We start from the raw sequence: 23772 nt of genomic DNA, 5'->3' as shown, positions 1-23772 counted from the left end.
CTGGGTTAGTAATGGAACCATCGTTTCAACGACATTGCTTTTACTACTTCAGCATACTCATTCCCGGAGAGCCGATCACTACAATGATTTGTAGTAATGAAATTAGTCTATCCATAGTGATTATCTCTTAAGTAACAGTCAGAAATGGGCGTTGATTGCACCATCATTCTAGGATTTTGTTATTTTTGAACACCAAAAATTTACGTTGTGTAATACGAGATTTATTTATAAATACCGTCAGGAAGATAGAGAAAATCCTATCAATAGTGGTAGAGGCTCTTGTATTTTTTTGTTTTGATGGAGAGTTTAGACAGAGATTTGGGGTTTTTCTGCCACGGAAAAAATCTGTTGTTAGCATAGAAGCGTTACAGTTCCACGGCATTTTTAGGCATTTACAATGGTTTTTCTGGCTGAAGTCGCTGAAATCTCAATCAAGACAAATTTGCAGCAGTTTGTATTGGTTTTGTCGATATCACTCACGGTTGCCACCTTTTCGAGGATTTTTAGTTGGCTGAGACAGATTCCCTATACGTTGCTCTTGGTGATTGTGGGTTTAGGTTTGGCGTTCATTGATGTGCGTCTCGTCAATTTGTCACCGGAATTGATTTTAGAGATTTTTTTACCGCCGTTGTTGTTTGAGGCGGCTTGGAATATTCGCTGGCGGGAATTGCAAAAGCAGTGGCTACCGGTCACTTTGTTTGCGCTAGTGGGGGTGGCGATCGCCATTTTTGGGATTGGGTTTGCCCTCAGTCAATGGACTAATTTACCTTTAGCGACAGCTTTATTAGCTGGAGCCGCACTCTCTGCCACAGATCCCGTATCAGTGGTGGCTTTGTTTCGGGAACTGGGCGCGAGTAAAAAACTTACTGTTGTGATGGAAGGAGAAAGTCTTTTTAACGATGGTGTGGCAGTTGTCGCCTTCCTGTTGTTAGTCGGCATCCCCCTTGGCACTCAAAGTTTATCGACCTCTGCTACTGTTGCCACATTCCTCACCTTCGTTGGTGTCGGTGTTGGCTTAGGCTGTCTTATCGGTTATGGCATTTCATTTTTAACCCAGCGCTTTGATATTCCCCTTGTGGAGCAGTCGATTACCCTTGTTGCCGCCTATGGAACCTATTTATTGACAGAGGAATTGGGTGGCTCTGGGGTAATTGCGGTCGTGACAGTGGGGATAATTTTGGGGAATTTTGGTTCAAATATCGGGATGAATCCCCGTACAAGACTCGTTGTGTCGGAATTTTGGGAATTCCTCGCCTTCTTTGTAAATTCTATTGTTTTTCTACTAATCGGAGACCAAGTTAATTTTGCCAGTCTCGGCAACAGTCTGGATCTGATTTTTGTGGCGATCGCCTCAGTATTAGTTACCCGCGCCATTTCGGTGTTCGGTTTAGGGTGGATCTCAAACCGATTTGGTAGTAGTGACAAACTTACTTTATCTGAGCAGGTTGTCCTCTGGTGGGGCGGTTTGCGGGGTTCTGTGTCCATTGCCGTGGCTTTGAGTGTGCCTGTGGTATTAGGCGATCGCCAAGAAATTATCAATATCATTTTTGGAGTGGTGCTTTTTACTCTGCTCGTTCAAGGTTTAACCACACAATTTGTCCTCGAAAAGCTCAATCTCATCGGCGATCAACCCCTACGCCAAGAATACTCAGAGCTATTAGCGCGGCGGGTGGCATTACGGCGAGTCTTAGATTATTTGAGCCAACTCGATATCGCACCGGATGTGGATGAAGAATTTTATAACTACGAACGCGATTTAGTAAAAGGCGAACTGCGCTCAGTGGACGAGAAAATTGAGAAGCTCAAAAATCAGCATCCCCCCCTAAGACAACTCGACATGCAACAGCTCCGGGATACGCTCCTCGATATCGAGGCGGACACCTACGCCGAATTTATTCGTATCGGTCGCCTCAACAAAGATCTATCGCCGCTCCTACAGGAAGTACTGGTTAAATCGACTGAACGGGAAATCAAAGGCTAGCAGCCACTTAATGCGGAGATTTTACATCTCACACAAAAAATCGACTAACTAAACATTGAAACTCTGGCAACAACGGCGAGGTGATTTTGTCCTCGGCAAATAGGGTCGCTGTTAACTTGAGCACCGCATTTTCACGACGGTAAATCTCAACTTTCTGTTGTCGCCAGTCCGCAATCCAGTACTCCAAAACCCCTTGCACTGAATACAGTTTTAATTTTGCTTGGCGGTCACGCTTTTCGTTAGTTGTACCTGCCGATAAAACTTCCACAACAAGCTCCGGCGCACCAGTCAGATGCCCCGCATCGTCGAGTAACGTGGCTAATTTCTCGCGGCTAATCCAAACAACATCGGGAATCACGTCATCAGAACTATCAAAAAGAACACCAGCACCAGCTGCAACTTCTCCTGCCTGCGTTTTTGCTGACCACTCGTCTAAATACCGGCCAATACGAATACAAGTTTTTTGGTGATTCCAATGGGGGGCACAGGTTATGTGCAAGTCTCCATCGACAATTTCGTAGCGAGTGCCGTTATCCGGCAACAGCTCTAAATCCTCTGTTGTCCAACGCACGCGTTCCGTAGAAACCATTTTTCCCTCAGAGCAAATATCGACAAACCGGCGATCGCCTCACCTTATAAAGTTTAGCCACCCTTAGCAAAACAGATCATCACCGCAAAGGAAAGCGCCAAACCGGGACTCAGTAACGTCACCAAGGTCATTAATTCTTCACCAGACATAAATTTCTTTTTTCCGAGATAAACTATCTAACCCCTACGTTAAAACCCTTTTCCCGTGACTAACCCGAAGCGTCACAAAAACTTAATCGTGTATCACCAAGCCCTCACACTTACAGACATATCCGCAAAAATAAGCACCCTTGCTCCTAGACCTCAACGGTCATAACCAAAGCATTATTTTGATTGTGCTAGACTCGCAAACGTGATCTTGGGAGAAGTGATGGCTACGGGAATTTGGGTATTGGGGGATCAGCTGTGGCAAGGACAGGCAGCCCTTTTACAGCGACAAAAACAGCAAAACAAGACCCCTGTTATTTTGATCGAATCGGCGGATTATGCCCGTCAGCGTCCCTATCACTACCAAAAATTAGTGCTCGTCTGGTCTGCCATGCGTCACTTCGCTGAAGAGTTGCGCGATGCTGGCTGGTCAGTAGAGTACGCGATCGCCGAAGATTTTCTCTCCCCTCTCCAAGATTGGATTAAAAAAAACGAGATTACTGAACTGCTGATCATGGAGCCCGGCGATCGCCCCTTTGCAGATCTCATTAAAAATCTTGATCTAGACTGCCAAATTACCTTTGTCCCCAACAATCATTTTTTGTGGAGTCGCGAGGAATTTCAAGACTGGGCAAAAGGACGCAAACGACTCGTTCTCGAAGACTTTTACCGCGAAGGACGCAAACGCTTCAACATCCTCATGGACGGGAAAAAGCCCGTTGGCGGCAAGTGGAATTTCGATAAAGACAACCGCCGACCACCCAAGAAAAATATCAATCCTCCCAAGCCCCAGTGGTTTGAACCAGACGACATCACCCAAGCCGTTATCGAGCGCGTCAAATCTCTAGATCTCAACGGCTATGGCAAAATTGAACCTTTTCAATGGGCCGTTACCCAATCCCAAGCAAAGGACATTTTTCAGCATTTCCTAGCAACAGGACTAGAAAAATTTGGCACATTTCAAGATGCCATGGTTGAGGGCGAAGAGACCCTGTGGCACTCCCTTATTTCACCCTACTTAAATATAGGCTTACTCCAGCCCCTAGATCTGATTCAAACGGTCGCCGCAGCCTACACGACCGGAGGTATTCCCCTCAACAATATCGAAGGCTTTATTCGGCAAGTTTTAGGGTGGCGTGAGTACCTATATGGTATTTACCATCATGTTGAGACAGATTACCCTAAAAATAACTATTTCGATCACCAAATTCCCCTACCAGACTTCTTTTGGGACAGCTCCAAAACTGATTTAAATTGCCTTAAACAGACCCTAGCCCAAACCGAGCGCACCGGCTATGCCCACCATATTCAACGCTTAATGGTTCTGAGTAATTTTGGTTTAATTGTCGGTATTAATCCCCAGGCATTAGAAGCATGGTTCCATGCGGCTTTTATTGATGCCTACGATTGGGTTATGCAAACAAATGTTATTGGGATGGGACAATTTGCTGATGGTGGAATCTTAGCGACAAAACCCTATGCAGCCTCGGCAAATTATATTAATAAAATGAGTAATTATTGCTCTAGTTGTCGCTACAATAAAGGCGATCGCCACGGTGAAAACGCTTGTCCATTTAACACTTTTTACTGGGATTTTCTAGACCGACATCAAGAAAAACTCCGGTCACAGGGGCGCATGAACCTGATTTTAAAAAATTTAGAGCGTATAGATGCACCAGAGCTTTCAAAGATTCGGCAACAGGCAGTACAGTGGCGAGAACGGTTACGCCCAGAGCCTTCCTAGCCTAGTGTCAAACTATTGCTTTAGCTGCCAAGTTCATATTTTTTGGACGCGTCTACGATTTCCCCAATTACCTTTTTAGGACGGTTAAGTAGTCCATGACCGAAAGTTCTCTTTCCCTTGCCCATCTCGATAACAACCATAAAGCCTTAATGGCGAAGATTTATGGTGGCTCTGAGTCACGACAGCGCATTGCCCTCATCGAAAAGTTATTGGCCATTGGGACAGCGCTTTCTAGTGCCAGTGATCTAGGTGAACTGTTGCAGCTCATTCTGCTTAAATGTTGCGAAATCACAAAGAGTGATGCGGGTAGTGTTTATTTAATGGACTCGCGGGATGAATCAAATCCAAAACTAATTTTTAAGGCGACTCAAAATACCTCTCTGCCGAATATTCCGTTTGAGGAATTTTCGCTCCCTCTCAATCCGAAAAGCTTAGCTGGCTATGTTGCGATTACTGGTGAAACGCTCAGTATCGAGGATGCCTACAATTTACCGGAGACGGCACCGTATCATTTTGACCGCGATTTTGACCAAAAATTTAGCTATCGCACCTGCTCGGTATTGGTCTTACCGATGCAAGATCAAAAGGCCAATACCATTGGTGTTCTGCAACTGATTAATCGAAAAATGGAAAGTGATGTCACGATTACGCCAGCGAATGCGCTGCAAGTGACCCAATCCTATTCGATGTGGGAAGAAACAATTTTGCGCTCTCTCGCCTCCCAAGCAGCGATTTCCATTGAGCGTAATTTGCTCCAAGATGATATCGAAAACTTGTTTGAGGGCTTTGTCAAAGCGTCGGTGAAAGCGATTGAATCCCGTGACCCAACGACTTCTGGTCATTCGGAACGGGTGGCATTGCTTACGGTGGGATTAGCGGAGGAAGTATCACGTATTTCTAACGGTAAGCTCAGGCAAGAATATTTTGGCGATCGCCAACTACAGGAGATTCGCTATGCGGCATTGCTCCATGATTTCGGTAAAATCGGTGTTCCAGAGGCGATTCTCAATAAACGCCAAAAACTGTATCCCGGCAACTTAGAAGTGATTCGTCAACGGTTTGCTGTGGCCAAACGTACGTTGCAATGGGAATGTGCCCAGCAAAAATTTCAATATTTAGTCGAACATCCCCACGCCCACACTAAGGATGAAGCCGCTTGCCCCCACTGCGAAAAACTTCGCCAGATGGACGAGGAAATCGACAAAACTCTCAATCAACTTGATGAATATCTTGGGTTGGTGGAAAAGTTTAATCGTCCGGAGGCGATCGCCACGAAGCAGTTTGAAATTTTATCGGAGCAGGTTTTTTACGAATTTACAAAACTCGCCCAATATCGTTATCGCGATGTGGATGGTCAACTCAAAGCCATTGTTAGCGAGGCCGACCTCGAACAGCTCCTATTGCCACGTGGCAACCTCAATCCAGAAGAACGCCAAGCAATTGAATCCCACGTTAGCCAGACCTACGAATTTTTGAAGGAAATACCCTGGACAAAGGAACTCAAAAATGTGCCCGATTTGGCCTACGGACACCACGAAAAACTTGACGGCACAGGCTACCCCCGTGGCCTAAAAGGCGATGAAATTCCCATCCAGACCCAGATGATGACGATCGCCGATATTTACGATGCCCTGACCGCCGCCGATCGCCCCTACAAAAAACCATTACCAGTCCCTGTGGTCGTCAGAATTTTGCGGGAGGAAGTCGAACGTGCCCACCTGAGTGATGATCTTGTAGAGGTATTTGTAAATCGTGGTGTCTTTCGCGTGTTAGGACATTCCCTCTAAATGCCCCCAGAAAAAACTTTGCCTGTAACGTGACCCGTCTCAGGGGCAATGTCTTGCTAAATTTTGATTACAAGCCCTTGGCCTGTGGAAAAAGTATCCGCGGCGATCGCCCATAATAAACCTGAGTTCGGTTTAAGAAAGGTTCAGAATGACGATGCGGCAAAGGGGAGAGTGAGTGAAGGGGGATTTTTTATGCCAACAAACAACCATAGGTATTAAAAGTCGAGTATTTTTGCCCCATTATCCCTCACAACCCCTATTCAGCCGAGCGTTGCCCTAGACCAAGAAGAACATTGACAACAAACCATACAGCGCGCCTACCACCAATCCATCCAAGATGCCGCCGATGCAGACCACATTGAAATCATGCCACTAATCCCCATTGTGGCCAGCAATGAGCTGTTATCCTAGCGTGACATTAATGGGGAGCCCCACGTCAAACTCATTACCTAGACCAGTGGGGACGGCGACGATGCCCTTATCGGTCAAACCAATATTCTCGCTCGCCATATCTGGGCAACTCCCGCGCCCCAAGTGCAACGGATTATTCAGACATTACAGCCCAGTCCCGACATACTCTCAGACCAGAGCAATTACTTGGTTTACCACCAGATAACGGCTGGGGCGGTGTCGATACCGAAGCTGGCGCGAATGAACTCGTTATTAGAGCCGGGGCAACGGTTACAATTGAATCCGTTCAAACCAATGCCCAGTACTTTGATATCCCTTTTGATCACGACTAAATTTACAGGGATTCAGCGAAAAAAACGCTAAGTTGAAATAATAGATTTTTATAGACTGTTATTTTTATCGACCGTTAATTTGTGAGAGGGTCACCAAATGAATAAAAAAGTTGTGCAGATTATCGTCATTGCGATGATTATCCTACTGGCATTACCAGTGCTCATTGCCCCGGCCTTGTCTGCTGAGCTACCGAGTGGAGAACAGGTCTTTGAATCAACTTGCGCTGGTTGCCATATCAACGGTGGCAATATTATTCGCCGTGGCAAAAATCTCAAACAACGGGCGATGGAAAAACATGGTTATACTTCCGTCGAAAGCATCGCAGAGATTGTCGCGAACGGTAAAGGTAATATGTCGGCCTACGGCGATCGCCTCACCAGTGAAGAGATCCAAGCCGTTTCAGAATATGTGTTAGCGCAATCCCAGAAAAACTGGAAATCCTAAAATCCAAACCCTAGATAATCTAAAAATCAAAGTAGATATAGGGAACATTTCCTTCAGGCGCAAAAATCCACACAACATAAAAACAAAGGGGCACAAAGGCGAGTTTCAATGCCCAATTTAGATTAAGCTGCCAGCGCCGCTGGATCAGATAAGCCAAAGCCATGCCCAGAAAAGTGAGTCCTAGCAACAGAACAAAATAGGAACGGCTCATACTCAGTCCTTCAAAATAGATCTTTTGGCCAAACTGGATATCGCCTTGATGATTCCAAAAGTTTGAAAGGAGTAAATTTGCCTGTTGACCATCGGGTAAACGGAAGGGGATCCACGACATGAATACGAGTAACTGGGTCATTGCCCAAGCCAAAATTGTGCCGGGGATAGATTGCCAAAAGGCTTTAATAAATTTTAGTTGGTTGGCGATCGCATCCCCTAGACGATGAACCGCTAAACCTGCTCCATGAATACAACCCCACAGCACATAGCCCCACGCCGCACCATGCCAAATACCCGCAAGAAACATCACCGTAAATAAATTGAAGCACGTGCGCATTAAACCCTGGCGAGAACCACCGAGGGGAAAATAAAGATAATTGCGGAGCCATTCCCCCAAGCTCATATGCCAACGTCGCCAAAAATCCGCCAGGCTCGTTGAAAAATAGGGAAAATCAAAATTAACCGGCAAATCAAAGCCCAGCAGTTTAGCGCTACCCATGGCCAAATCCACATAGCCACTAAAGTCAAAATAAAGCTGTAGACCATAGGCAATCACAAATAGCCAGAGATCGCCACTGCCAGCTCGATCCAGACTATTAACACACAGCTCCACATACACGCCAATGTTGTCGGCAATTAAAACCTTTTTAAAAGCTCCGCTGGCAATGAGCCAAAGACCTTCAACCCCTTGGTCAAAAAACAGGTGGGGTTTGCCTTTCGCTTGATTATCAAAATAGTGAAAACGACTAATGGGCCCTGATAGGATTTTTGGGAAAAATAATTTATAGCTGCTGAAGTGGCTAAAGGACGCTGTTGCCGGAGCGCCACGGTACACGTCCACGAGATAGGAAATACATTCAAACGCAAAAAACGAAATCCCCACCGGCGCGATGAGATTGTCTTCTAGAACTGTGGCCACATCCGTCGCCCAGGGCAGGTCAAAGAAGATGTTTATATTTTCGAGCGTGAACGGTATGTATTTAAATCCGAACAGAATAAATAAATTGAGAAATATCCCTAATGTCAATAAATAGGCGGCTTGTCGATTCCAAAAGCCCGGCGATCGCCCACTCTTTTTGAGGCGATCGCTCCGTTGCAGTTGCGCATAAATTAACCGCCCGACAATATAGTTGACCACCGTTAAACCAAAGAGTAACGGTAGAAACTGCGGTTGCAACAATGCGTAAAAACCCAGACTTGCGAGCAGCAATATCCAGACCCGTAACGCCGGCAGCAACGCCCCCAAACCCCAATAACAAATTAAAGTTCCCAGAAGGAAACAGGCGTACGAAAAGGAAACCAGTTTCATGGTTACAACAGTACAAAAATCAGCTTCACTATATCAGGGACGACGATTAGTACCCTTCTCCCGGATTAAACGGCTCAACAATTTCTACCTCGACTGCTTTTTCTACCTCTTCTTCTTCAGCCGGTGCTAACTCCAGCTCTTGCTCTTTTTCCTGTTCCAGCTCAAGATCAACGACCACAGGCACAGAAACCGGCTCCAACTCAGGTAGAGCAACCCGCTGGGGCACTTCTTTCTTCACGAGATCCGGCATCGGCTCAGCCTTATCTAACCAGTAATCCGCCACAGGTAAAGTATGTTCGAGATCTTCGAGTAAGCGAGGAATAATCATCACCGCATGCAGCTCACCGATACGCTCCGCCTCATGCATGCCAGCATCGATCGCCATCGCCACATTAGAAACGGTGCCGCGAATAATCGCCGTACAAAGACCATCACCAATCGTTTCGTAGGACGCAAGCTGTACATCAGCAGATTTGAGCATCGCATCGGCTGCCCCCACCATTGCCGGGAAGCCACGGGTTTCCAGCAAGCCAATGGAACGGTTGCTGAGACGACTATAGCCGCGTTGCTCTTGGGCAATTTCCACGAGGTGACTGCCAATGGGAAAAATGGCTTCCAGATTCGGTAAAGGGCGTGGAATCACTAATTTCGAAACATATTGGTCAAACTGTGCCGCCGTTCTCGCACCTTCTTCCACGGCTAAACGCACATCGGCCGTTTTACCACGGACAACCGCTGTACAAAAACCAGCCCCAATTTTTTCGTAGCCCACCAAAGTCACATCGGCAGATTTGAGCATCATATCCGCCGTACCCACGATCGCCGGGAAACTTTTTGTCGAGACTAGACCCAAGGCAAAATCACGAAACGGATGCTCTTGAAACTTCGCTCGTTGTGAAAAACTTTGAATGGGTTGCCGGCGGGCAGGAAAATTCATAGGGTCTGGGGAGAAGAATCGGTTGGGAACGGTCTAGATCAAGATATATGATTAAGTTTATAGGCCAAATACTGATTTACCTACTATTTTACGTTATCGCAATTTTTGCGCAGATTTATGATTGGACAACCACAATCCGCAGGTAAAAAACTTTCAGAAGAGGCGGCGGCTGATTTATTTCGGTCACTTCTTCATAAGGAAGGCACGTGGGTCGATTGGGGCATCGGTTGCCAAACGCTTCAGAAATCTGGCTACAGCACGATGGAAATTTTTGAGAAAACGGGTTTCCAAGGCTCCCACCAAAATATGATCATTGTGGCATCCCAGGTTTACCAAAGCATCGAAGGCAATGGTGGCTCGGCTGAACTTTTAGAATATTGTCGCGGGCCCCGTTCGGATGTGCTCTATGAGCTACGGATCCTGAACAATAAACAACGGGCGATCGCCGCCCAGGTGGCAAAAGATAAAAATTTAGAATTCGACGACGCGAAGGAACTCGCTAAGGCAATGCAGCACTTCCTGCGTCTGCCCCAGATTCCCGACGGCTTTACCGAACATCCCGGCGACGCGATGGCGTACCAAGCATGGCGGGCTGCAAAACAGAAAAAAGATTTACCCAGCCGCACCCGCCTCATTGCCAAAGGTTTACGGTTTGCCCATTCCGATAGCGCTCGCAAAAAAGTTGAACAGCTTCTCACCGACCTATCAGCAGCGCCCCAAAAAGCAGCTCCCCTTCTACCGCTTTATCGGTATGAAGATGATAACGACGTGCCTGCATTGTTGCCTGTCGCCGGAACATTACCATTGAGCGCCGAGACGATCACAGCGGTCAATGCCATTGAGCAGCAAGAACCTTTTAATGTGGTTCAAGTGCCCGCTGAGACCTCCGTTGTCCCCCTACCCCAGTGGCAATCTGTTTTAACGGCTGTCGATCCCGTTGTCTTTTTCCATCAAACGGATCAACTGCCTCAGCCCATCCCCGGTAAGCCGGAACCCATACTCGTTTTAATTGATCGCGCCAAATTAGAGTGGAATGACAACAGTTATTTTGCGATCGCCGACAGTGACGGCATGGTGCAACTAGGCTGGTTTGCCGAGCCGCCCACAGCACAAATCATTGGGCAAGTACTTCTGTTTATGCGCCCTAAAAAGATTTTTGACGAAAATAACCTCTATGAACCGTGGCAAATGGATGATTAAGATTTCCACGAATTCAAGACCTTAAACCAACAAATCAACAAGAAACCCATAGAATAGTACAAACAAACTCTGCCTGTCACGCGAAACGGTGTATTTCGTACCATTCTTTCTCCATCCAATTACGTTACATTAAGGATATTAAGCGTTATTTCTGAGGTGAAAAATGCCTAACTCAACGACGACCCACAACGAAGCGACTCCCGATCACGCCATCTGGGATAGTCTCAAGCAGGCGATCGCCCGCAGTTCCGGCTTCAAGCGCTGGTATGCCGATCACCGTGGTTCGATGGATCTTGAGCAGCTCACTGTCGATAAACAAGTTAGTACTTACCTGAAGGAAACCCTAGAGACCCTCGCTTACTAAGCCTTTTCTCGATTTCATTTTCGATAACCTCTCATATCCCAGCCACCAGCGCAGCATTATCGACGTTTCTTCGATCTGCGGGTGGCTGATTTTTTTCGTGTTTTTTTTGTTTGCCCTGTGGGTTTGGGCTGATTTCTTTTTGTTTTACCCAAAGATAATTTTTTTAGGGGCGATCGCAGCATTGCTATTTCTTCTGCCGTTAAATACCGCCATTCCCCAACCACTAAATTATCCAACGTTAATTGATGAGGCTTTTTGCCGATGGCCACTCGAATCAAACGTAAGGTGGGATAGCCCACCGCCGCAGTCATCCGACGCACTTGACGATTTTTGCCTTCTGTTAACGTGAGCTCCAGCCAAGCCGTCGGAATACTTTTACGCTCACGGATCGGTGGATTGCGAGGTTCAATATTCGGTTCCGGCGTTAAAAGACGGGCGATCGCCGGACGGGTTTTCTCACCTTTAACCATAACCCCTTGGCGCAGTTGCTCTAGAGCCGCAGCATCGGGAATATTTTCCACCTGAACCCAATAGGTACGCGGATGGGCAAACTTTGGTTCACAGAGATAATGCTTTAACTCATTATCATTCGTCAGCAATAATAGCCCCTCGCTATCCCGGTCTAAACGACCAACAGAATAGACATCCGGCACGACGATAAAATCCTTCAAAGATTGTCGATTCGCAGCTTGGGAGCTATCATCAGTGAACTGGCAAAGTACGTTGTAAGGTTTATGGAATAAGACGTATGAATGATTCATCTCAAGAAGTCATTACTTCTACCATGATGCCTGAAGTAGAGATTGACGACACAACTCCCGGTGAACTCGTCCTCGTTCAGCAGGGAAAAACCGCTGAGGATAACCCCAATCCCCTGATCTTTTTTATGATTTTTTTACCCTTTATTTTCCTTGGGGCGATCGCCATTGTCACAACGGTCAAACTACTCCAGTGGGGACAACAACAATACTCTGAAAATCAAACCAATGCCCCCGTCGCAGCAGCCTATAGCCAAATGAACAAACTCTAAATCGACCCACAGTAAACACTAACAATAACTTCACTTTTGAGCAAAAAAGGCAAAATATCTACGACAAATGGCGTAGATATCGGCAGATGGGAGAGACCCTCCTAAGCCATTTGGCCTAAATTCATACTTTTATGAATTTCATCTCAGACAATTTCTGAAAAAGATTGCATCATTAGATAATACAAGTAGTAAAAAACCTAATCATTACCATCAGAGAATCTTGGTCAAAATCATTCGCCGACGCTCTATTGGCACAGCGAAAACCTACGACATCGGCGTTAACAAAGATCATAATTTTTTGTTAGCAAACGGTTTGTTCGCCTCAAATTGTTTCAATAAGTCCCACTCAACAGCCTATGCCTACGTAACCTATCAAACAGCGTATCTCAAGGCGAACTATCCCGTTGAGTACATGACTGCCCTGCTCAGTGCGAGTAGCGGCAACAAGGATAAAGTCCGTAAATATCGCGAAAATGCCGAAAAGATGGGCATTGTCGTTTTACCGCCAGATATTAACCACTCGGATCTCGATTTTAAGCCCGTCGGCGATCGCATCCGTTTTGGGCTTTCTGCGGTACAAAACCTTGGAGAAAACGCCATCCATGCCATCCTAGAAGCACGGGCAACGGGAAAATTTGAGAACTTAGCAGACCTTTGTTCTCGCCTTGATTTGAGAGTCGTTAACCGTCGCGCCCTAGAAACCCTGGTCACCTGTGGTGCGATGGATGAGCTCCACGACAACCGCCATCAAATGCTGAAAGGCCTAGATTTAATGATCAATTGGGCGCAGCAAAAAGCGAAGGAAAAGGCGAGTGGTCAAACGAATCTGTTTGACATGATGGGCGCTAGTGCCGAGGACAGTGACAATACCACTTTTGACGAAGCGCCGACCTTTCCGAAGGTAGCCGACCTGACCCTCGAAGAAAAACTACGCCAAGAAAAGGAGTTACTAGGCTTCTACGTGTCTGAACATCCCCTCGAAAAACTACGCACCACGATCGCCCCGATTTTAGCGCCCATTAACCTCACGGCGATCGGCGACCATGTGAAGCAGAAAGTTAGTGTGGTGGCCATTTTAACGGATGTGAAAAAGATCTTCACCAAGGCAAAAAATGAACCAATGGCCTTTGTGCAATTTGAAGATATTACAGGCCAAGTGGAGGGCATTGTCTTCCCGCGCACTTACCCACAGGTGGAGCAATTATTAAATATTGATCGTCGGGTCATTGTGTGGGGTAAAGTTCAACAAAAGGAAGACCGCGTCCAGCTCATTGTTGATGATTTAGAACCCATCGAAGAGGTGCGGATGTTAATGATTCCGATGTCTGTGGCGGAGCTAAATCAGTCGGCAACCCAACAGCGTCTAAAGCAAATTCTCTCCCAGCAGGCTGGTGAGAAAAAGCAAGGCCGTGTACCCGTCATTGTGATTGCAGGTCATGGGGGCGATCGCACTTTTATCCGTCTTGGGCAAGAATATTGGGTAGAGGACGACCACCAAGCTTTCCTAGCCCTCAGACAAGGAGGCTTTAAGCAAACTTACCGAGAAAGCCTCATCCCACAGGTTCAAGCAAGCTAATTTCTTTCCAGTTTTTTAGTTTCACTTTTTTAATCTTTTAATTTTTCCAATCTCTACACCATGTCTTATACCTACGATTATCCAAAACCCTCTGTAACCGTTGACTGTGTTGTCTTCGGCCTTGATGCAGAACATGATTTGAAAATTATGTTGATCCAGCGGGGTGTTGAGCCCTATAAGGGGGAATGGGCGTTGCCCGGTGGTTTTGTTAAACCAACAGAATCCCTTGAGGAAGCGGCGTTGCGGGAACTCAAAGAGGAGACTGGCGTGGATAAAATCTTCCTAGAGCAGCTGTATACTTTCGGTGAACCCAAACGAGACCCCCGCGATCGCGTCATTACGGTGGCCTACTATGCTTTGATTAATTTGGCGGATCATCCGCTAAATGCCCAAACGGATGCTGATGATGTTGCTTGGTATTCCCTCGAAGAGCTACCAACGTTAGCGTTTGACCATGACAAAATTGTGGCGATCGCCCAACAGCGACTCCAGGGCAAGCTCCGCTACGAGCCCATCGGTTTTGAACTATTACCGAAAAAGTTTACCCTCACTCAACTGCAGAAACTTTACGAGCAGGTATTGGGCACACAACTCGACAAGCGTAATTTCCGCCGCAAAATTCTTAAAATGGATTTGTTGATTAAACTAGATGAAATGCAAACAGGTGTTGCCCACCGGGCGGCACGACTTTACTCCTTCGACGAACAGAAGTATCAAGCCTTAAAGGAAGCTGGATTTAATTTCGAACTGTAGGATTAGGATGTCATTGTTGGTATTCGCTCTCCGTATTTACCTTTATAGGGCGATCGCCTCTTACCCATGCGGCATCCCGAAACGCATCTACAGCCATCCCTGATTACCCGTATTTCCACCGCCGTTTTAATGAGTGGTCAGGTTCTATGGCGGATTATCTATGGCAAAATTAGCTTTCCCCTCGTTAGGGAACAAATGATCGCCGCAGGCCCCGGTGCCTTACCCCCCGTTTTAATCGTTGCATTTTTCGGGGGCATGATTTTTACCATTCAAACAGCCCGTGAACTGAGTTCCTTTGGTGCCGAAAGCATTGTCGGTGGTGCCTTTGCGATCGCCTTCTGCCGAGAATTAGCCCCGATTTTAACTGCGAGTATCGTTTCAGGACAGGTCGGCGCAGCCTTTGCCTCGGAGCTCGGAGCCATGAAAATTACAGAGCAAATCGATGCCCTACTCATGCTCCGTACCAATCCCATCGATTACCTCGTTGTCCCTAGAGTCGTCGCAAGCTGCCTGATGCTACCGATTTTGACCACCTTTGCCCTAGTGATTGGCATTTGTGGTGGCATGATTGCAGGGTATCAGTTTTACAATGTCGCCCCAATGCATTTTCTAGAATCTGTGCAGACATTTTTGGTTCCCAGCGATCTCCTAAATATCGGTGTTAAGGGCATTATTTTTGGGCTACTCGTCGGCATTATTGGCTGTAGCTGGGGGTTGACGACCGAAGGAGGCGCAAAACAAGTCGGCCAATCCGCCACCTCCGCAGTTGTCAGTACATGGATCAGTATTTTTATCAGTAATTTTCTTGTGTCCACACTCATTTTTCACGATTCGCCCATCCCCTAATCTTTTCTAAGAGGCGATCGCCAAACTCAGTTGAAGGGTGACACGGCGAAGGGGAGAGGGAGAGAAACGGAGAAGAGATGTAGGCGATTTACCAAACTTGAGACTCAAAACCTAGCATCACCCCGTCCCATTGTCTCCGCGTCCCCGCATCACTCCATCTCCCGCGTCCACTAAATGCGACAAATTAAATCCCCAGCTTTTTGAGAGAATTTCACATTTTCGCCATAGTCAACAGGACAATCAATTACAGTTGGCACATCTTGCTTAAAAGCTTCCTCTAATGTTGGGATCAACTCTTCCGCCGAGTTAATGCGATAGCCCTTTAAGCCCATACTTTCAGAGAATTTTACAAAGTCAGGATTTTTAAAATCAACAAACGCAGGCTGTCCAAATTGATTAATCTGTTTCCAGCCAATCAGACCATAGCCACTGTCATTAAAAATCAGCGTGACAAAATTTGTGCCGACCCGTAGTGCCGTTTCAAGCTCTTGGTTGTTCATCATAAAGCCACCGTCACCAGTAACCGCCACAATCCTCTTATTGGGATAGACAAGCTTTGCCGCTAACGCTCCGGGAATCGCAATCCCCATCGCCGCGAAACCATTAGAAATTAAACAGGTATTAGGACAATCACAGTGATAATGGCGTGCCATCCACATTTTGTGTGCGCCGACATCGGAAATGACCACGTCTTCCGGCGACATAACCTGCCGCAAATCGTAAATAATTTTTTGGGGTTTAACGGGAAAACCAGTGTCGTTAGCGTAGTGTTCATAGTCTTCACGAATCTCTGAGCGGACAGAGGCAAAACTCGGTAGAGGTCGGCCTTCACGGTCTGCACGCTTCATGATTTCGCTTAACGAATCGCCAATATCGCCTACCACTTCGGCGCGGGGAATATAGCTACTGTCAATTTCAGCAGAGGCTTCACCAATGTGAATAATGGGGGTAGAACCTTCTGGATTCCACTGTTTGGGGGAATATTCGATTAGATCATAGCCCACTGCAATCACAAGGTCGCTTTGCTCGAAGGCACAGGTAATGAAGTCCCGCTGCTGCAAACCAATCGTCCACAGGGACAAGGGATGGGTGTAGGGAATCGCGCCTTTGCCCATAAAGGTATTGACGACGGGAATATTTAATTTCGTCGCAAATTCGGTGAGTGCTTCAGCAGCTTTTGCGCGAATGGTACCGTTGCCTGCGAGGATTACTGGATTTTTTGCTTTGGCGATCGCCTGAGCGGCTTGATTAATACTTCGAGAAGATGCGTAAATTTTTTCACGACCGTCGGTGGTGAGGGGTGAACCATCGGTGTCCATAGCCGCAATATTTTCCGGGAGGTCAATGTGAACAGCCCCCGGTTTTTCCTGTTGGGCAATTTTAAAGGCGCGGCGCACAATTTCCGGCGTAGTGCTCGGTCGCACAATCTGTCGGTTCCATTTTGTCACTGGCGCAAACATGGCCACAAGATCAAGATATTGGTGGGATTCAATGTGCATGCGATCCGTACCGACCTGACCGGTGATCGCGATTAATGGCGCACCGTCAAGGTTGGCATCCGCCACCCCAGTCATTAGGTTCGTTGCTCCTGGCCCTAGGGTAGAAAGACAAACACCAGCTTTACCCGTCAGTCGCCCATAGACATCTGCCATAAACGCAGCACCCTGTTCGTGGCGCACTGTAATGAATTGAATTGATGAATCTTTTAACGCCTCAAGGATATGTAAATTCTCTTCCCCCGGTAAACCAAAGATGTATTCAACACCTTCGTTTTCTAAGCATTTCACCAATAATTCGGCAGTGTTCATGGGCGGTAAATTGAGCTGTGGTATTTAAAGTTTACGGGGATCAAATGCGCCGTTTTTTAAATTGTGTTGAAAACTTCGCACTTGAACCGTCTAATCCGTCACTGTTTGTAACTATTTGATCCACACAGTTTTGGCGTTTACAAAGGCGCGAATTCCGGGCAATCCTAGTTCTCGTCCGTATCCTGAGCGTTTAATTCCGCCAAAGGGCAAGCGGGGATTAGACTTCACGAGACTATTAATGAAGACAGCGCCCGCTCCGAGGTCACGAATAAATCTTTGCTGTTCGTCGGTATCTTGCGTCCAAGCACTACTTCCCAGCCCAAAGGGAATGTCATTGGCAAGGGCGATCGCCTCGTCGATATTTTTAACAGTAAAGATCATCGCCACTGGCGCAAAAAATTCTTCCTTCATCGTCGGCGCGTCGGTCGGAATATCAGTCAAAATTGTCGGCAGATAAAAATTTCCTGCACGGTCAAGACGTTTACCGCCCAACAAAATTGTTGCTCCTAGGTCACGGGCTTGATCGACCTGTTGCACAATGTCATTCAAAATACTCTCGGTCGCTAGGGGCCCAACATCCGTATCATCATCCATGGGGTCACCCACCTTAAGGCTGGCAAATTTGATGTGCAGCTTATCTAAAAATTGATCGGCGATCGCCTCGTGGAGAATAAAGCGCTTAGAGGCAATACAGGACTGACCATTATTTAAAGTGCGTGAAAGTGTGCCCACATCCACAGCTTCATCGAGGTCGGCTGATGGCATCACAATCAACGGATCACTCCCCCCCAATTCCAGCACAGTCGGTTTAATTTCCTTACCTGCCAGCGACGCTAAACTTGCCCCCGCAGGCTCACTGCCTGTCAAGGTCGCCGCCTTAACACGCTCATCTTGAATCACCTGCTCCACCTGCGACGCACCGATAAGTAGCGTTTGAAACACCCCTTCCGGAAAACCAGCCGCCTCTAGAATCGCCTCGATCGCCAACGCACATTGGGGCACATTAGAAGCATGCTTTAGCACACCAACATTGCCTGCCATTAAGGTGGGAGCCGCAAAACGAAAAACTTGCCAAAAGGGAAAATTCCAAGGCATCACCGCCAAAATAATCCCCAATGGCTGATAAGAAACATAACTTTTTGTTGCATCTGTTTCTGTATATTCATCAGCAAGAAAAGCCTCGCCATTGTCTGCATAATACCGGCAAACCAAGGCACATTTTTTTACTTCAGAAATGGCACTCTTTTTTGTTTTGCCCATTTCTGTGGTCATAATTGTGGCGAATTTTTCGGCATCTCGTTCAAGAATCATGGCCGCATTTTGTAGCCATTGCCGTCGCTGCTCAAAACGAGTGAGGCGGTAACTTTGAAACGCATTTTGTGCCCTTTCGAGCTTAGTATCAATTTCTTCTGATGTCAGTGCTTTAAACCGTTTTAAGGTTTCTCCCGTTGCCGGATTTACTGTGGCGATCGCCATAACAACCTCTCTACCCACTTGGGTTTTTTGACCAACTCACCCTTCCAGTGTAAGGGGGGATTTTAAGAAAAAAATACAGACTTAAAGATCACTTAAATATTCTTAGTTTTAAAGAATCCTTGCCATAAATTTCTTCTTAGAAAAAAGCTTGTTACTATCAAACTCAAGATATCAGCTACCAACAGTCTTTTACTAAGTAAAAATAACTATGACCACCCTGCAAGATTTTTTTAGCACCACCGACTTAGCCGCAACAGATTATTGTGTATTTGGGGTCGCCACTTGTTTTGTCCGTGAAGATGGTGAAGTCAAAGCCGTTGAAATTATGGAACCCATTCCCTCGGCAGCCCTCGAAGCGTTACTGAAAGGCATTCCGACCTCTTACACCATTGCCTGCGCCACAACCTTAGGTGAAGTTTTCCAAGAAAATAAAATTATGATTCCCCGAGTTCTGGGCGATCGCCTCCAGACTCCCGATGATCTGATCGAACGCACCGCAGCAGCCGCACGCACCTACAAACGTCGCCCCCAAGCCAAAGAGCATATTGCAGTGGGCGCAGCCTACGACAAATTCAATCACTCCACCGAGAAAAAGCGCGTCCTTAATCAAGACAATGTCGTCAATGCCGAGGACAACGTTAAACAGCACGCCCACACCCATAAAGTTCTATAGTTTCTTCTGTAAACTCAAGACAGACTAGACTTTCAAGACTGAACAATAAATATGTTGAAACTCTATGGTGGTGCACGTAGCCGTGCCTCGATTGTGCAATGGTATCTCGAAGAAATTGGGGCTGAATATGAGTTTGTCCAGCTCAATATGCAAAGTGGCGAACATAAATTATCCAGCTATCTCGCCATTAACCCCATGGGACAGGTTCCCGCCATTACAGACGGTGACGTTAAAGTGTGGGAATCGGGCGCAATTTTAATTTATCTCGCAGAAAAATTTGGCAAAATGCCCGACTCTCTTGCAGGAAAAGCGGAGATTTATCAATGGATATTATTTGCAAATTCGAGTTTATCTATGGGTTTAACCCCCAGTGACAACCGTAACGAAACGATGAAACGGTATCTCCAGCCAGTTAACGAGATTCTCGCCCAACAACCTTTTATGTTAGGTGAGGCCTTTAGTGTTGTGGATGTGGCGCTCGGTTCAATTCTGGCCTATATTCCGATGATGTTCCAAGATGTAGATTTGTCTGCGTATCCGCATATCCAAAGCTATTTACAACGATTAGGCGATCGCCCAGCTTTCCAAAAAGCCATTATGAAACGCAGCTAAATAACGTTACAAAGTATCACTAAAAAAATTATCAAAAAACAGAAAGCACCCTAAAATTAGGATGCTTTTTTTATTGGTATTTTAAAGATTCCCAAGGGAAATTTATTTGAAACCAACCGCTGCCTGCCAAACAAAAGCAAGAAGCAAGAAAAACAAGGGAATGAGAGGCAAAACATCGACGAGAGGATCGAAAATGGAGTATGCCTCAGGGAGTTTCGCAAATAATAATGCCGCTTCCATATATATCCTTAGAGAACGTTATATCTTAATATTTGCAGTCGATCCTAGCATGAGTTGGTTCACTCAGATGCCGTCGGCTCCAGCCAATCACCAAAATCCGCCACAAAGCGATCGCTCAAAATCGACTCCCGAATTTTGACTGTAAACTGAATCAATTCTGTAACGTTATGTAAAGAAAGCAGCATATAAGCAAGCATTTCTTTCGCCTTAATTAAATGGTGTAAATAAGCCCGCGTAAAATTTTGGCAAGTGTAGCAGGGGCAAGTTTCATCTAAGGGTTGAAAATCTTCTTTAAACTGGGCATTTTTTAAATTCCAGCGATCGCCCTGAACTAAAGCAGCACCGTGACGACCTAAACGCGTCGGAATGACACAATCAAATACATCAATACCTGAGGCGATCGCCTGCGCCATTTCCCGATACGTACCAACCCCCATCAAATACCGAATTTTTTCCTTCGGTAACAAAGGAGCCGTGTGCTGAACCACCTTTCTAATATTTTCCGGCGCTTCTCCCACACTGACCCCACCAATCGCGTAACCCGGCAAATCCAATGCCATCAATTCAGCCGCAGCCTGAGAACGTAAATCCAGAAAAATCCCCCCCTGCACAATGCCAAATAACGCCTGATCATCCCTTTGGTGCGCCGTAATACAGCGTTTCAACCAACGATAAGTCCGAGCCGTCGCCGCTTCCACCACCTCCCGTCCCGCATCCCCCGGCGGACATTCATCAAAAGCCATAATCACATCAGCCCCCAGATCATTTTGGATCTGAATCGAGCGCTCCGGTGTCATATCAATTAACCGCCCATCCTTCGGCGATCGGAACACAACACCCTCCTCCCGAATTTTACGCATTTCGCTCAAACTAAAAACCTGAAACCCACCCGAATCCGTCAGAATCGGCTGCTCCCAAGCCATAAACCGATGCAAACCACCAGCCTTTTTAACAATGTCCTCCCCCGGCTGGAGATGCAAATGATAGGTATTTGACAAAACCATGTGCGCCTGAGCCTGTTCCAAATGATCCGGCGTAATGCCCTTCACATTCGCTAAAGTACCCACAGGCATAAACCGGGGCGTTTCCACAATGCCGTGGGGCGTATGAAAAACACCAACTCGCGCCTTTGTATCCCGACACTCTTTCTGTAGCTCAAAATGAAAATGGCTCACCGATTACTATCCACAAAAACAACAAAACGAGGGTCTATGAACCCTCGCCTATTTTAAGACCCAAGATTACCGTCCTAAGACATAAGTCTAGAAATGGAAGTGCTCATCATCATCCATTTGCACATCCCACCGTGCCGATAAAACCTGAGTCACCATTTCTTCTAGCGTACCGTCAGGTACAACCTTCGACTCAAAAGGATGAGCCTGTTGGGGATTTTCAGCAGTATCTAACCGCAATACCCGATTATCTTGCACTAACTCAAAATAAGTTTTGCCATCATCGGAAACTTTCAGATGCAAATAGTCAAAGCTATGCAAATTCAAATACAAAGACTGATTGACCACCAATGTCGCCTGTTGCTCATCATCAAAGATTTCTACAATCCAGCCTTTACCTTCAGTTTTCTGCTCTCCATCTAAAAAATGGGAATACTTAACCCAAGCAAGATCTTGCAGTAGGCGTTTCATATCGCTCTTATTGACAATAATGCCTGTTGAGATAATGCAAGGAGCAGGTAGATGGCGGGAGTAGGACTGATGACTCATGGGTTTAAAAGGCAGATAAAAACAGGGAACAAAACACTTATATTGGGAAAATGACCACGAAATTCTAGATGATATCGCAACACCACCTTTCCTTCCAAGGCATTGTATTTTCAACTTCACGCAGAAGAAAGAAACTTGCAAGACGAGAACCGTCAATCACTAGTCAGTAATTTGGTTCAAATCGTATTCACGGAGACTGTCGCTTAACATTTGGCGACTCCTCGACATAATCTTAGCTTAAGATTTTCTAAATTTCTCTTGTAAACTGAAAAAATTGTTGTCGAGATTTCATCGAACCTATGGGACAAGCTGCTTCTGCTTTTTCTGGACTCTGGCGATCGCTGCTTGGAGCAATTATTTTTTACACCATTTTCCCAATTCCAGCAAGTTGGAATCCAAGCTTTCACCGTATTGCTCGGTGGTGTCCCCTTGTTGGTTTAATAATCGGAGGGCTCTTAAGTGTAGTATTTCTAAGCTTAAGTTCTCTAAGAACACCAAGTTTAGTGACGGGAGCAATTATTACCAGCCTCTGGGTATTCGTTACCGGAGGCCTACATTTAGACGGTGCAATGGACAGTGCCGATGGTCTAGCGGTTACAGACCCAGCCAAACGACTCGAAGTCATGACCGACAGCGTAACAGGTGCTTTTGGAGCTATGACGGCAATCATAATTTTACTGTTTAAGTTTGCGGCGATCGCCTCTTTAGACACGCAAAATTGGTGGTTTTTACTTATTGCTCCCATATGGGGCAGATGGTCTCAAGTCACGGCGATCGCCTTCTTTCCCTACCTCAAGCCCAACGGAAAAGGAGCATTTCACAAACAAGATTTCGAACAAAATACCGATTTTAATATTGCAAGTTTGCTCACCATAAGTACTTCTGTGAGTCTGCTTATGTTTTGGAGCAGTAACACTACTAATATTCTTGCAGCTACTTGTATTGCCGCACTAATAGCTATTTGCACAAGCTACTGGTTCACCTTCAAATTCGCAGGACATACAGGTGATACTTACGGCGCAATAGTCGAATGGACAGAAAGCTTAATACTGATCATTATCAGTATCCCTATTCTTCAATAGGCTGTAAACGAGTTACCTTTAGTGAAAATTCGCCACCACCAGTTTCACCAAAAGCTCTCACCCGAACAACATAACGACCTGTTTCAGTAATCCGCATAAACAATAGCGAATTCGTTGAGCCATCAGGACCGTCATCATTTTCCGCAACCGTTGTACCATCCCTAGCCAACAGTATCACTAAAGAATCAAAATCATCAGAAAGTAAATCAATAGCTACCTGATCTCCCTCAGTCAAATTCACAGCATAATCCCTCGCAAAACCACCTTCTCCTGTTGGAATATCAGCTTCCGTCAGGCGATCCTTTATTTCTTGTCCAGAAGCGATCAAAGCTGGCCGATATACTAAACCATTACCCGTTTCCGCATAACTATTGGCTGTTGCAAACCCTAAACCTATCAATCCAGCCATTACAGCACAACAATAACGGTTCATAATTATCCTAAAAAGACTGATATAAATATAGCGAAGGAGAGGAGAAAAACAAATAAACTCCCTA

Annotated in this window: 23 protein-coding genes and 1 pseudogene; 14 read left to right on the top strand and 10 right to left on the bottom strand. The window is 46.1% G+C overall.

Annotation, left to right across the window (positions count from 1 at the left end; all coding sequences use genetic code 11):
- The first annotated feature begins 397 nt into the window (after positions 1-397).
- Positions 398-1981, top strand: a complete 1584-nt coding sequence (locus tag NIES208_RS16355) for a cation:proton antiporter (RefSeq protein ID WP_075894053.1) — start codon at positions 398-400, stop codon at positions 1979-1981.
- A gap of 28 nt (positions 1982-2009) precedes the next feature.
- Here the strand turns inward: NIES208_RS16355 and NIES208_RS16350 are convergent, their stop codons facing one another.
- A complete protein-coding gene (locus NIES208_RS16350) occupies positions 2010-2570 on the bottom strand; it encodes a Uma2 family endonuclease (protein WP_075894052.1) in 561 nt (186 codons plus the stop codon).
- Positions 2571-2939: 369 nt separating this feature from the next.
- Between NIES208_RS16350 and NIES208_RS16345 the strand changes: the two genes are divergently transcribed.
- The 4 genes from NIES208_RS16345 (at position 2940) to NIES208_RS16335 (ending at position 7435) form a co-directional block, all read left to right on the top strand.
- The gene (locus NIES208_RS16345; protein ID WP_075894051.1) at positions 2940-4460 is read left to right on the top strand and encodes a cryptochrome/photolyase family protein; all 1521 of its coding nucleotides are present in this window, start codon (positions 2940-2942) and stop codon (positions 4458-4460) included.
- A gap of 95 nt (positions 4461-4555) precedes the next feature.
- The gene (locus NIES208_RS16340; RefSeq protein ID WP_084176667.1) at positions 4556-6247 is read left to right on the top strand and encodes an HD domain-containing phosphohydrolase; all 1692 of its coding nucleotides are present in this window, start codon (positions 4556-4558) and stop codon (positions 6245-6247) included.
- A gap of 84 nt (positions 6248-6331) precedes the next feature.
- On the top strand, positions 6332-6466 hold the full coding sequence (locus NIES208_RS19745) for a hypothetical protein (RefSeq protein ID WP_282956516.1): 135 nt from the start codon (positions 6332-6334) through the stop codon (positions 6464-6466).
- Positions 6467-7087: 621 nt separating this feature from the next.
- Complete coding sequence (locus NIES208_RS16335) at positions 7088-7435, top strand: c-type cytochrome (RefSeq protein ID WP_075894050.1); 348 nt, start codon at positions 7088-7090, stop codon at positions 7433-7435.
- Between the two features lie 19 nt (positions 7436-7454).
- Here the strand turns inward: NIES208_RS16335 and NIES208_RS16330 are convergent, their stop codons facing one another.
- Positions 7455-8957, bottom strand: a complete 1503-nt coding sequence (locus NIES208_RS16330; RefSeq protein ID WP_075894049.1) for an MBOAT family O-acyltransferase — start codon at positions 8955-8957, stop codon at positions 7455-7457.
- 46 nt (positions 8958-9003) lie between these two features.
- Positions 9004-9894 carry a beta-carboxysome assembly protein CcmO gene (locus NIES208_RS16325; protein ID WP_075894048.1) on the bottom strand — a complete coding sequence of 297 codons (891 nt, stop codon included), beginning with the start codon at positions 9892-9894 and terminating at the stop codon, positions 9004-9006.
- A gap of 117 nt (positions 9895-10011) precedes the next feature.
- Here NIES208_RS16325 and NIES208_RS16320 point away from each other — a divergent pair, with 117 nt between their 5' ends.
- Together NIES208_RS16320 and NIES208_RS16315 are read left to right on the top strand one after the other, a co-directional pair.
- The gene (locus tag NIES208_RS16320) at positions 10012-11094 is read left to right on the top strand and encodes a RuBisCO accumulation factor 1 (RefSeq protein WP_075894047.1); all 1083 of its coding nucleotides are present in this window, start codon (positions 10012-10014) and stop codon (positions 11092-11094) included.
- Between the two features lie 163 nt (positions 11095-11257).
- Positions 11258-11458, top strand: coding sequence for a hypothetical protein (locus NIES208_RS16315; protein WP_075894046.1), 201 nt, complete (start codon positions 11258-11260; stop codon positions 11456-11458).
- A gap of 155 nt (positions 11459-11613) precedes the next feature.
- Here the strand turns inward: NIES208_RS16315 and NIES208_RS16310 are convergent.
- Positions 11614-12219, bottom strand: a pseudogene (locus NIES208_RS16310) (pseudouridine synthase); the annotation flags it as partial.
- On the opposite strand from NIES208_RS16310, the gene NIES208_RS16305 reads away from it, so the two are divergent.
- From NIES208_RS16305 to NIES208_RS16290, 4 genes are all read left to right on the top strand, one after another.
- On the top strand, positions 12207-12488 hold the full coding sequence (locus NIES208_RS16305) for a hypothetical protein (protein WP_075894044.1): 282 nt from the start codon (positions 12207-12209) through the stop codon (positions 12486-12488). The pseudogene NIES208_RS16310 and the gene NIES208_RS16305 sit on opposite strands and share 13 nt — an antisense overlap.
- 220 nt (positions 12489-12708) lie before the next feature.
- Positions 12709-14064, top strand: a complete 1356-nt coding sequence (locus tag NIES208_RS16300) for a helix-hairpin-helix domain-containing protein (protein ID WP_075894043.1) — start codon at positions 12709-12711, stop codon at positions 14062-14064.
- A 60-nt stretch (positions 14065-14124) separates the two neighbouring features.
- Positions 14125-14817 carry an NUDIX hydrolase gene (locus NIES208_RS16295; protein WP_075894042.1) on the top strand — a complete coding sequence of 231 codons (693 nt, stop codon included), beginning with the start codon at positions 14125-14127 and terminating at the stop codon, positions 14815-14817.
- Between the two features lie 66 nt (positions 14818-14883).
- Entirely contained in the window at positions 14884-15663 is a 780-nt protein-coding gene (locus NIES208_RS16290; RefSeq protein ID WP_075894041.1) for an MlaE family ABC transporter permease, read from the top strand.
- A 170-nt stretch (positions 15664-15833) separates the two neighbouring features.
- On the opposite strand, the gene NIES208_RS16285 is transcribed toward NIES208_RS16290, so the two are convergent.
- Both NIES208_RS16285 and NIES208_RS16280 read right to left on the bottom strand, forming a co-directional pair.
- Complete coding sequence (locus NIES208_RS16285; RefSeq protein ID WP_075894040.1) at positions 15834-17471, bottom strand: acetolactate synthase large subunit; 1638 nt, start codon at positions 17469-17471, stop codon at positions 15834-15836.
- 111 nt (positions 17472-17582) lie between these two features.
- A complete protein-coding gene (locus NIES208_RS16280; RefSeq protein ID WP_075894039.1) occupies positions 17583-18947 on the bottom strand; it encodes an NAD-dependent succinate-semialdehyde dehydrogenase in 1365 nt (454 codons plus the stop codon).
- Positions 18948-19155: 208 nt separating this feature from the next.
- Between NIES208_RS16280 and NIES208_RS16275 the strand changes: the two genes are divergently transcribed.
- Positions 19156-19620 (top strand): hypothetical protein, encoded by a 465-nt coding sequence (locus tag NIES208_RS16275; RefSeq protein ID WP_075894038.1) that lies wholly within the window; start codon positions 19156-19158, stop codon positions 19618-19620.
- Between the two features lie 51 nt (positions 19621-19671).
- Positions 19672-20232, top strand: coding sequence for a glutathione S-transferase family protein (locus NIES208_RS16270; RefSeq protein WP_075894037.1), 561 nt, complete (start codon positions 19672-19674; stop codon positions 20230-20232).
- Between the two features lie 102 nt (positions 20233-20334).
- Here NIES208_RS16270 and NIES208_RS16265 read toward each other — a convergent pair whose 3' ends face one another.
- The 3 genes from NIES208_RS16265 to NIES208_RS16255 all read right to left on the bottom strand — a co-directional run bounded on the left by NIES208_RS16265 (position 20335) and on the right by NIES208_RS16255 (position 22193).
- A complete protein-coding gene (locus tag NIES208_RS16265) occupies positions 20335-20472 on the bottom strand; it encodes a photosystem II reaction center protein K (RefSeq protein WP_075894036.1) in 138 nt (45 codons plus the stop codon).
- 59 nt (positions 20473-20531) lie between these two features.
- The gene (gene tgt, locus NIES208_RS16260) at positions 20532-21647 is read right to left on the bottom strand and encodes a tRNA guanosine(34) transglycosylase Tgt (protein WP_075894035.1); all 1116 of its coding nucleotides are present in this window, start codon (positions 21645-21647) and stop codon (positions 20532-20534) included.
- A gap of 87 nt (positions 21648-21734) precedes the next feature.
- Positions 21735-22193, bottom strand: a complete 459-nt coding sequence (locus NIES208_RS16255) for a hypothetical protein (protein WP_075894034.1) — start codon at positions 22191-22193, stop codon at positions 21735-21737.
- Positions 22194-22492: 299 nt separating this feature from the next.
- On the opposite strand from NIES208_RS16255, the gene cobS reads away from it, so the two are divergent.
- Positions 22493-23275 (top strand): adenosylcobinamide-GDP ribazoletransferase, encoded by a 783-nt coding sequence (gene cobS, locus NIES208_RS16250; protein WP_075894033.1) that lies wholly within the window; start codon positions 22493-22495, stop codon positions 23273-23275.
- On the opposite strand, the gene NIES208_RS16245 is transcribed toward cobS, so the two are convergent.
- Entirely contained in the window at positions 23262-23708 is a 447-nt protein-coding gene (locus tag NIES208_RS16245; RefSeq protein ID WP_084176668.1) for a PPC domain-containing protein, read from the bottom strand. The genes cobS and NIES208_RS16245 overlap by 14 nt on opposite strands.
- Positions 23709-23772 lie beyond the last annotated feature (64 nt).

The sequence above is a fragment of the [Limnothrix rosea] IAM M-220 genome (assembly GCF_001904615.1).
In the GTDB taxonomy this organism is placed as follows: Bacteria; Cyanobacteriota; Cyanobacteriia; order Cyanobacteriales; family MRBY01; genus MRBY01.
This window is presented reverse-complemented; position numbering and strand designations above follow the sequence as displayed.

Coding starts and splice junctions, on each gene's coding strand:
- NIES208_RS16355 (WP_075894053.1), top strand. CDS start 398: ATGGTTTTTCTGGCTGAAGTCGCTGAAATCTCAATCAAGACAAATTTG.
- NIES208_RS16350 (WP_075894052.1), bottom strand. CDS start 2,570: ATGGTTTCTACGGAACGCGTGCGTTGGACAACAGAGGATTTAGAGCTG.
- NIES208_RS16345 (WP_075894051.1), top strand. CDS start 2,940: ATGGCTACGGGAATTTGGGTATTGGGGGATCAGCTGTGGCAAGGACAG.
- NIES208_RS16340 (WP_084176667.1), top strand. CDS start 4,556: ATGACCGAAAGTTCTCTTTCCCTTGCCCATCTCGATAACAACCATAAA.
- NIES208_RS16335 (WP_075894050.1), top strand. CDS start 7,088: ATGAATAAAAAAGTTGTGCAGATTATCGTCATTGCGATGATTATCCTA.
- NIES208_RS16330 (WP_075894049.1), bottom strand. CDS start 8,957: ATGAAACTGGTTTCCTTTTCGTACGCCTGTTTCCTTCTGGGAACTTTA.
- NIES208_RS16325 (WP_075894048.1), bottom strand. CDS start 9,894: ATGAATTTTCCTGCCCGCCGGCAACCCATTCAAAGTTTTTCACAACGA.
- NIES208_RS16320 (WP_075894047.1), top strand. CDS start 10,012: ATGATTGGACAACCACAATCCGCAGGTAAAAAACTTTCAGAAGAGGCG.
- NIES208_RS16315 (WP_075894046.1), top strand. CDS start 11,258: ATGCCTAACTCAACGACGACCCACAACGAAGCGACTCCCGATCACGCC.
- NIES208_RS16305 (WP_075894044.1), top strand. CDS start 12,207: ATGAATGATTCATCTCAAGAAGTCATTACTTCTACCATGATGCCTGAA.
- NIES208_RS16295 (WP_075894042.1), top strand. CDS start 14,125: ATGTCTTATACCTACGATTATCCAAAACCCTCTGTAACCGTTGACTGT.
- NIES208_RS16290 (WP_075894041.1), top strand. CDS start 14,884: ATGCGGCATCCCGAAACGCATCTACAGCCATCCCTGATTACCCGTATT.
- NIES208_RS16285 (WP_075894040.1), bottom strand. CDS start 17,471: ATGAACACTGCCGAATTATTGGTGAAATGCTTAGAAAACGAAGGTGTT.
- NIES208_RS16280 (WP_075894039.1), bottom strand. CDS start 18,947: ATGGCGATCGCCACAGTAAATCCGGCAACGGGAGAAACCTTAAAACGG.
- NIES208_RS16275 (WP_075894038.1), top strand. CDS start 19,156: ATGACCACCCTGCAAGATTTTTTTAGCACCACCGACTTAGCCGCAACA.
- NIES208_RS16270 (WP_075894037.1), top strand. CDS start 19,672: ATGTTGAAACTCTATGGTGGTGCACGTAGCCGTGCCTCGATTGTGCAA.
- NIES208_RS16265 (WP_075894036.1), bottom strand. CDS start 20,472: ATGGAAGCGGCATTATTATTTGCGAAACTCCCTGAGGCATACTCCATT.
- NIES208_RS16255 (WP_075894034.1), bottom strand. CDS start 22,193: ATGAGTCATCAGTCCTACTCCCGCCATCTACCTGCTCCTTGCATTATC.
- cobS (WP_075894033.1), top strand. CDS start 22,493: ATGGGACAAGCTGCTTCTGCTTTTTCTGGACTCTGGCGATCGCTGCTT.
- NIES208_RS16245 (WP_084176668.1), bottom strand. CDS start 23,708: ATGAACCGTTATTGTTGTGCTGTAATGGCTGGATTGATAGGTTTAGGG.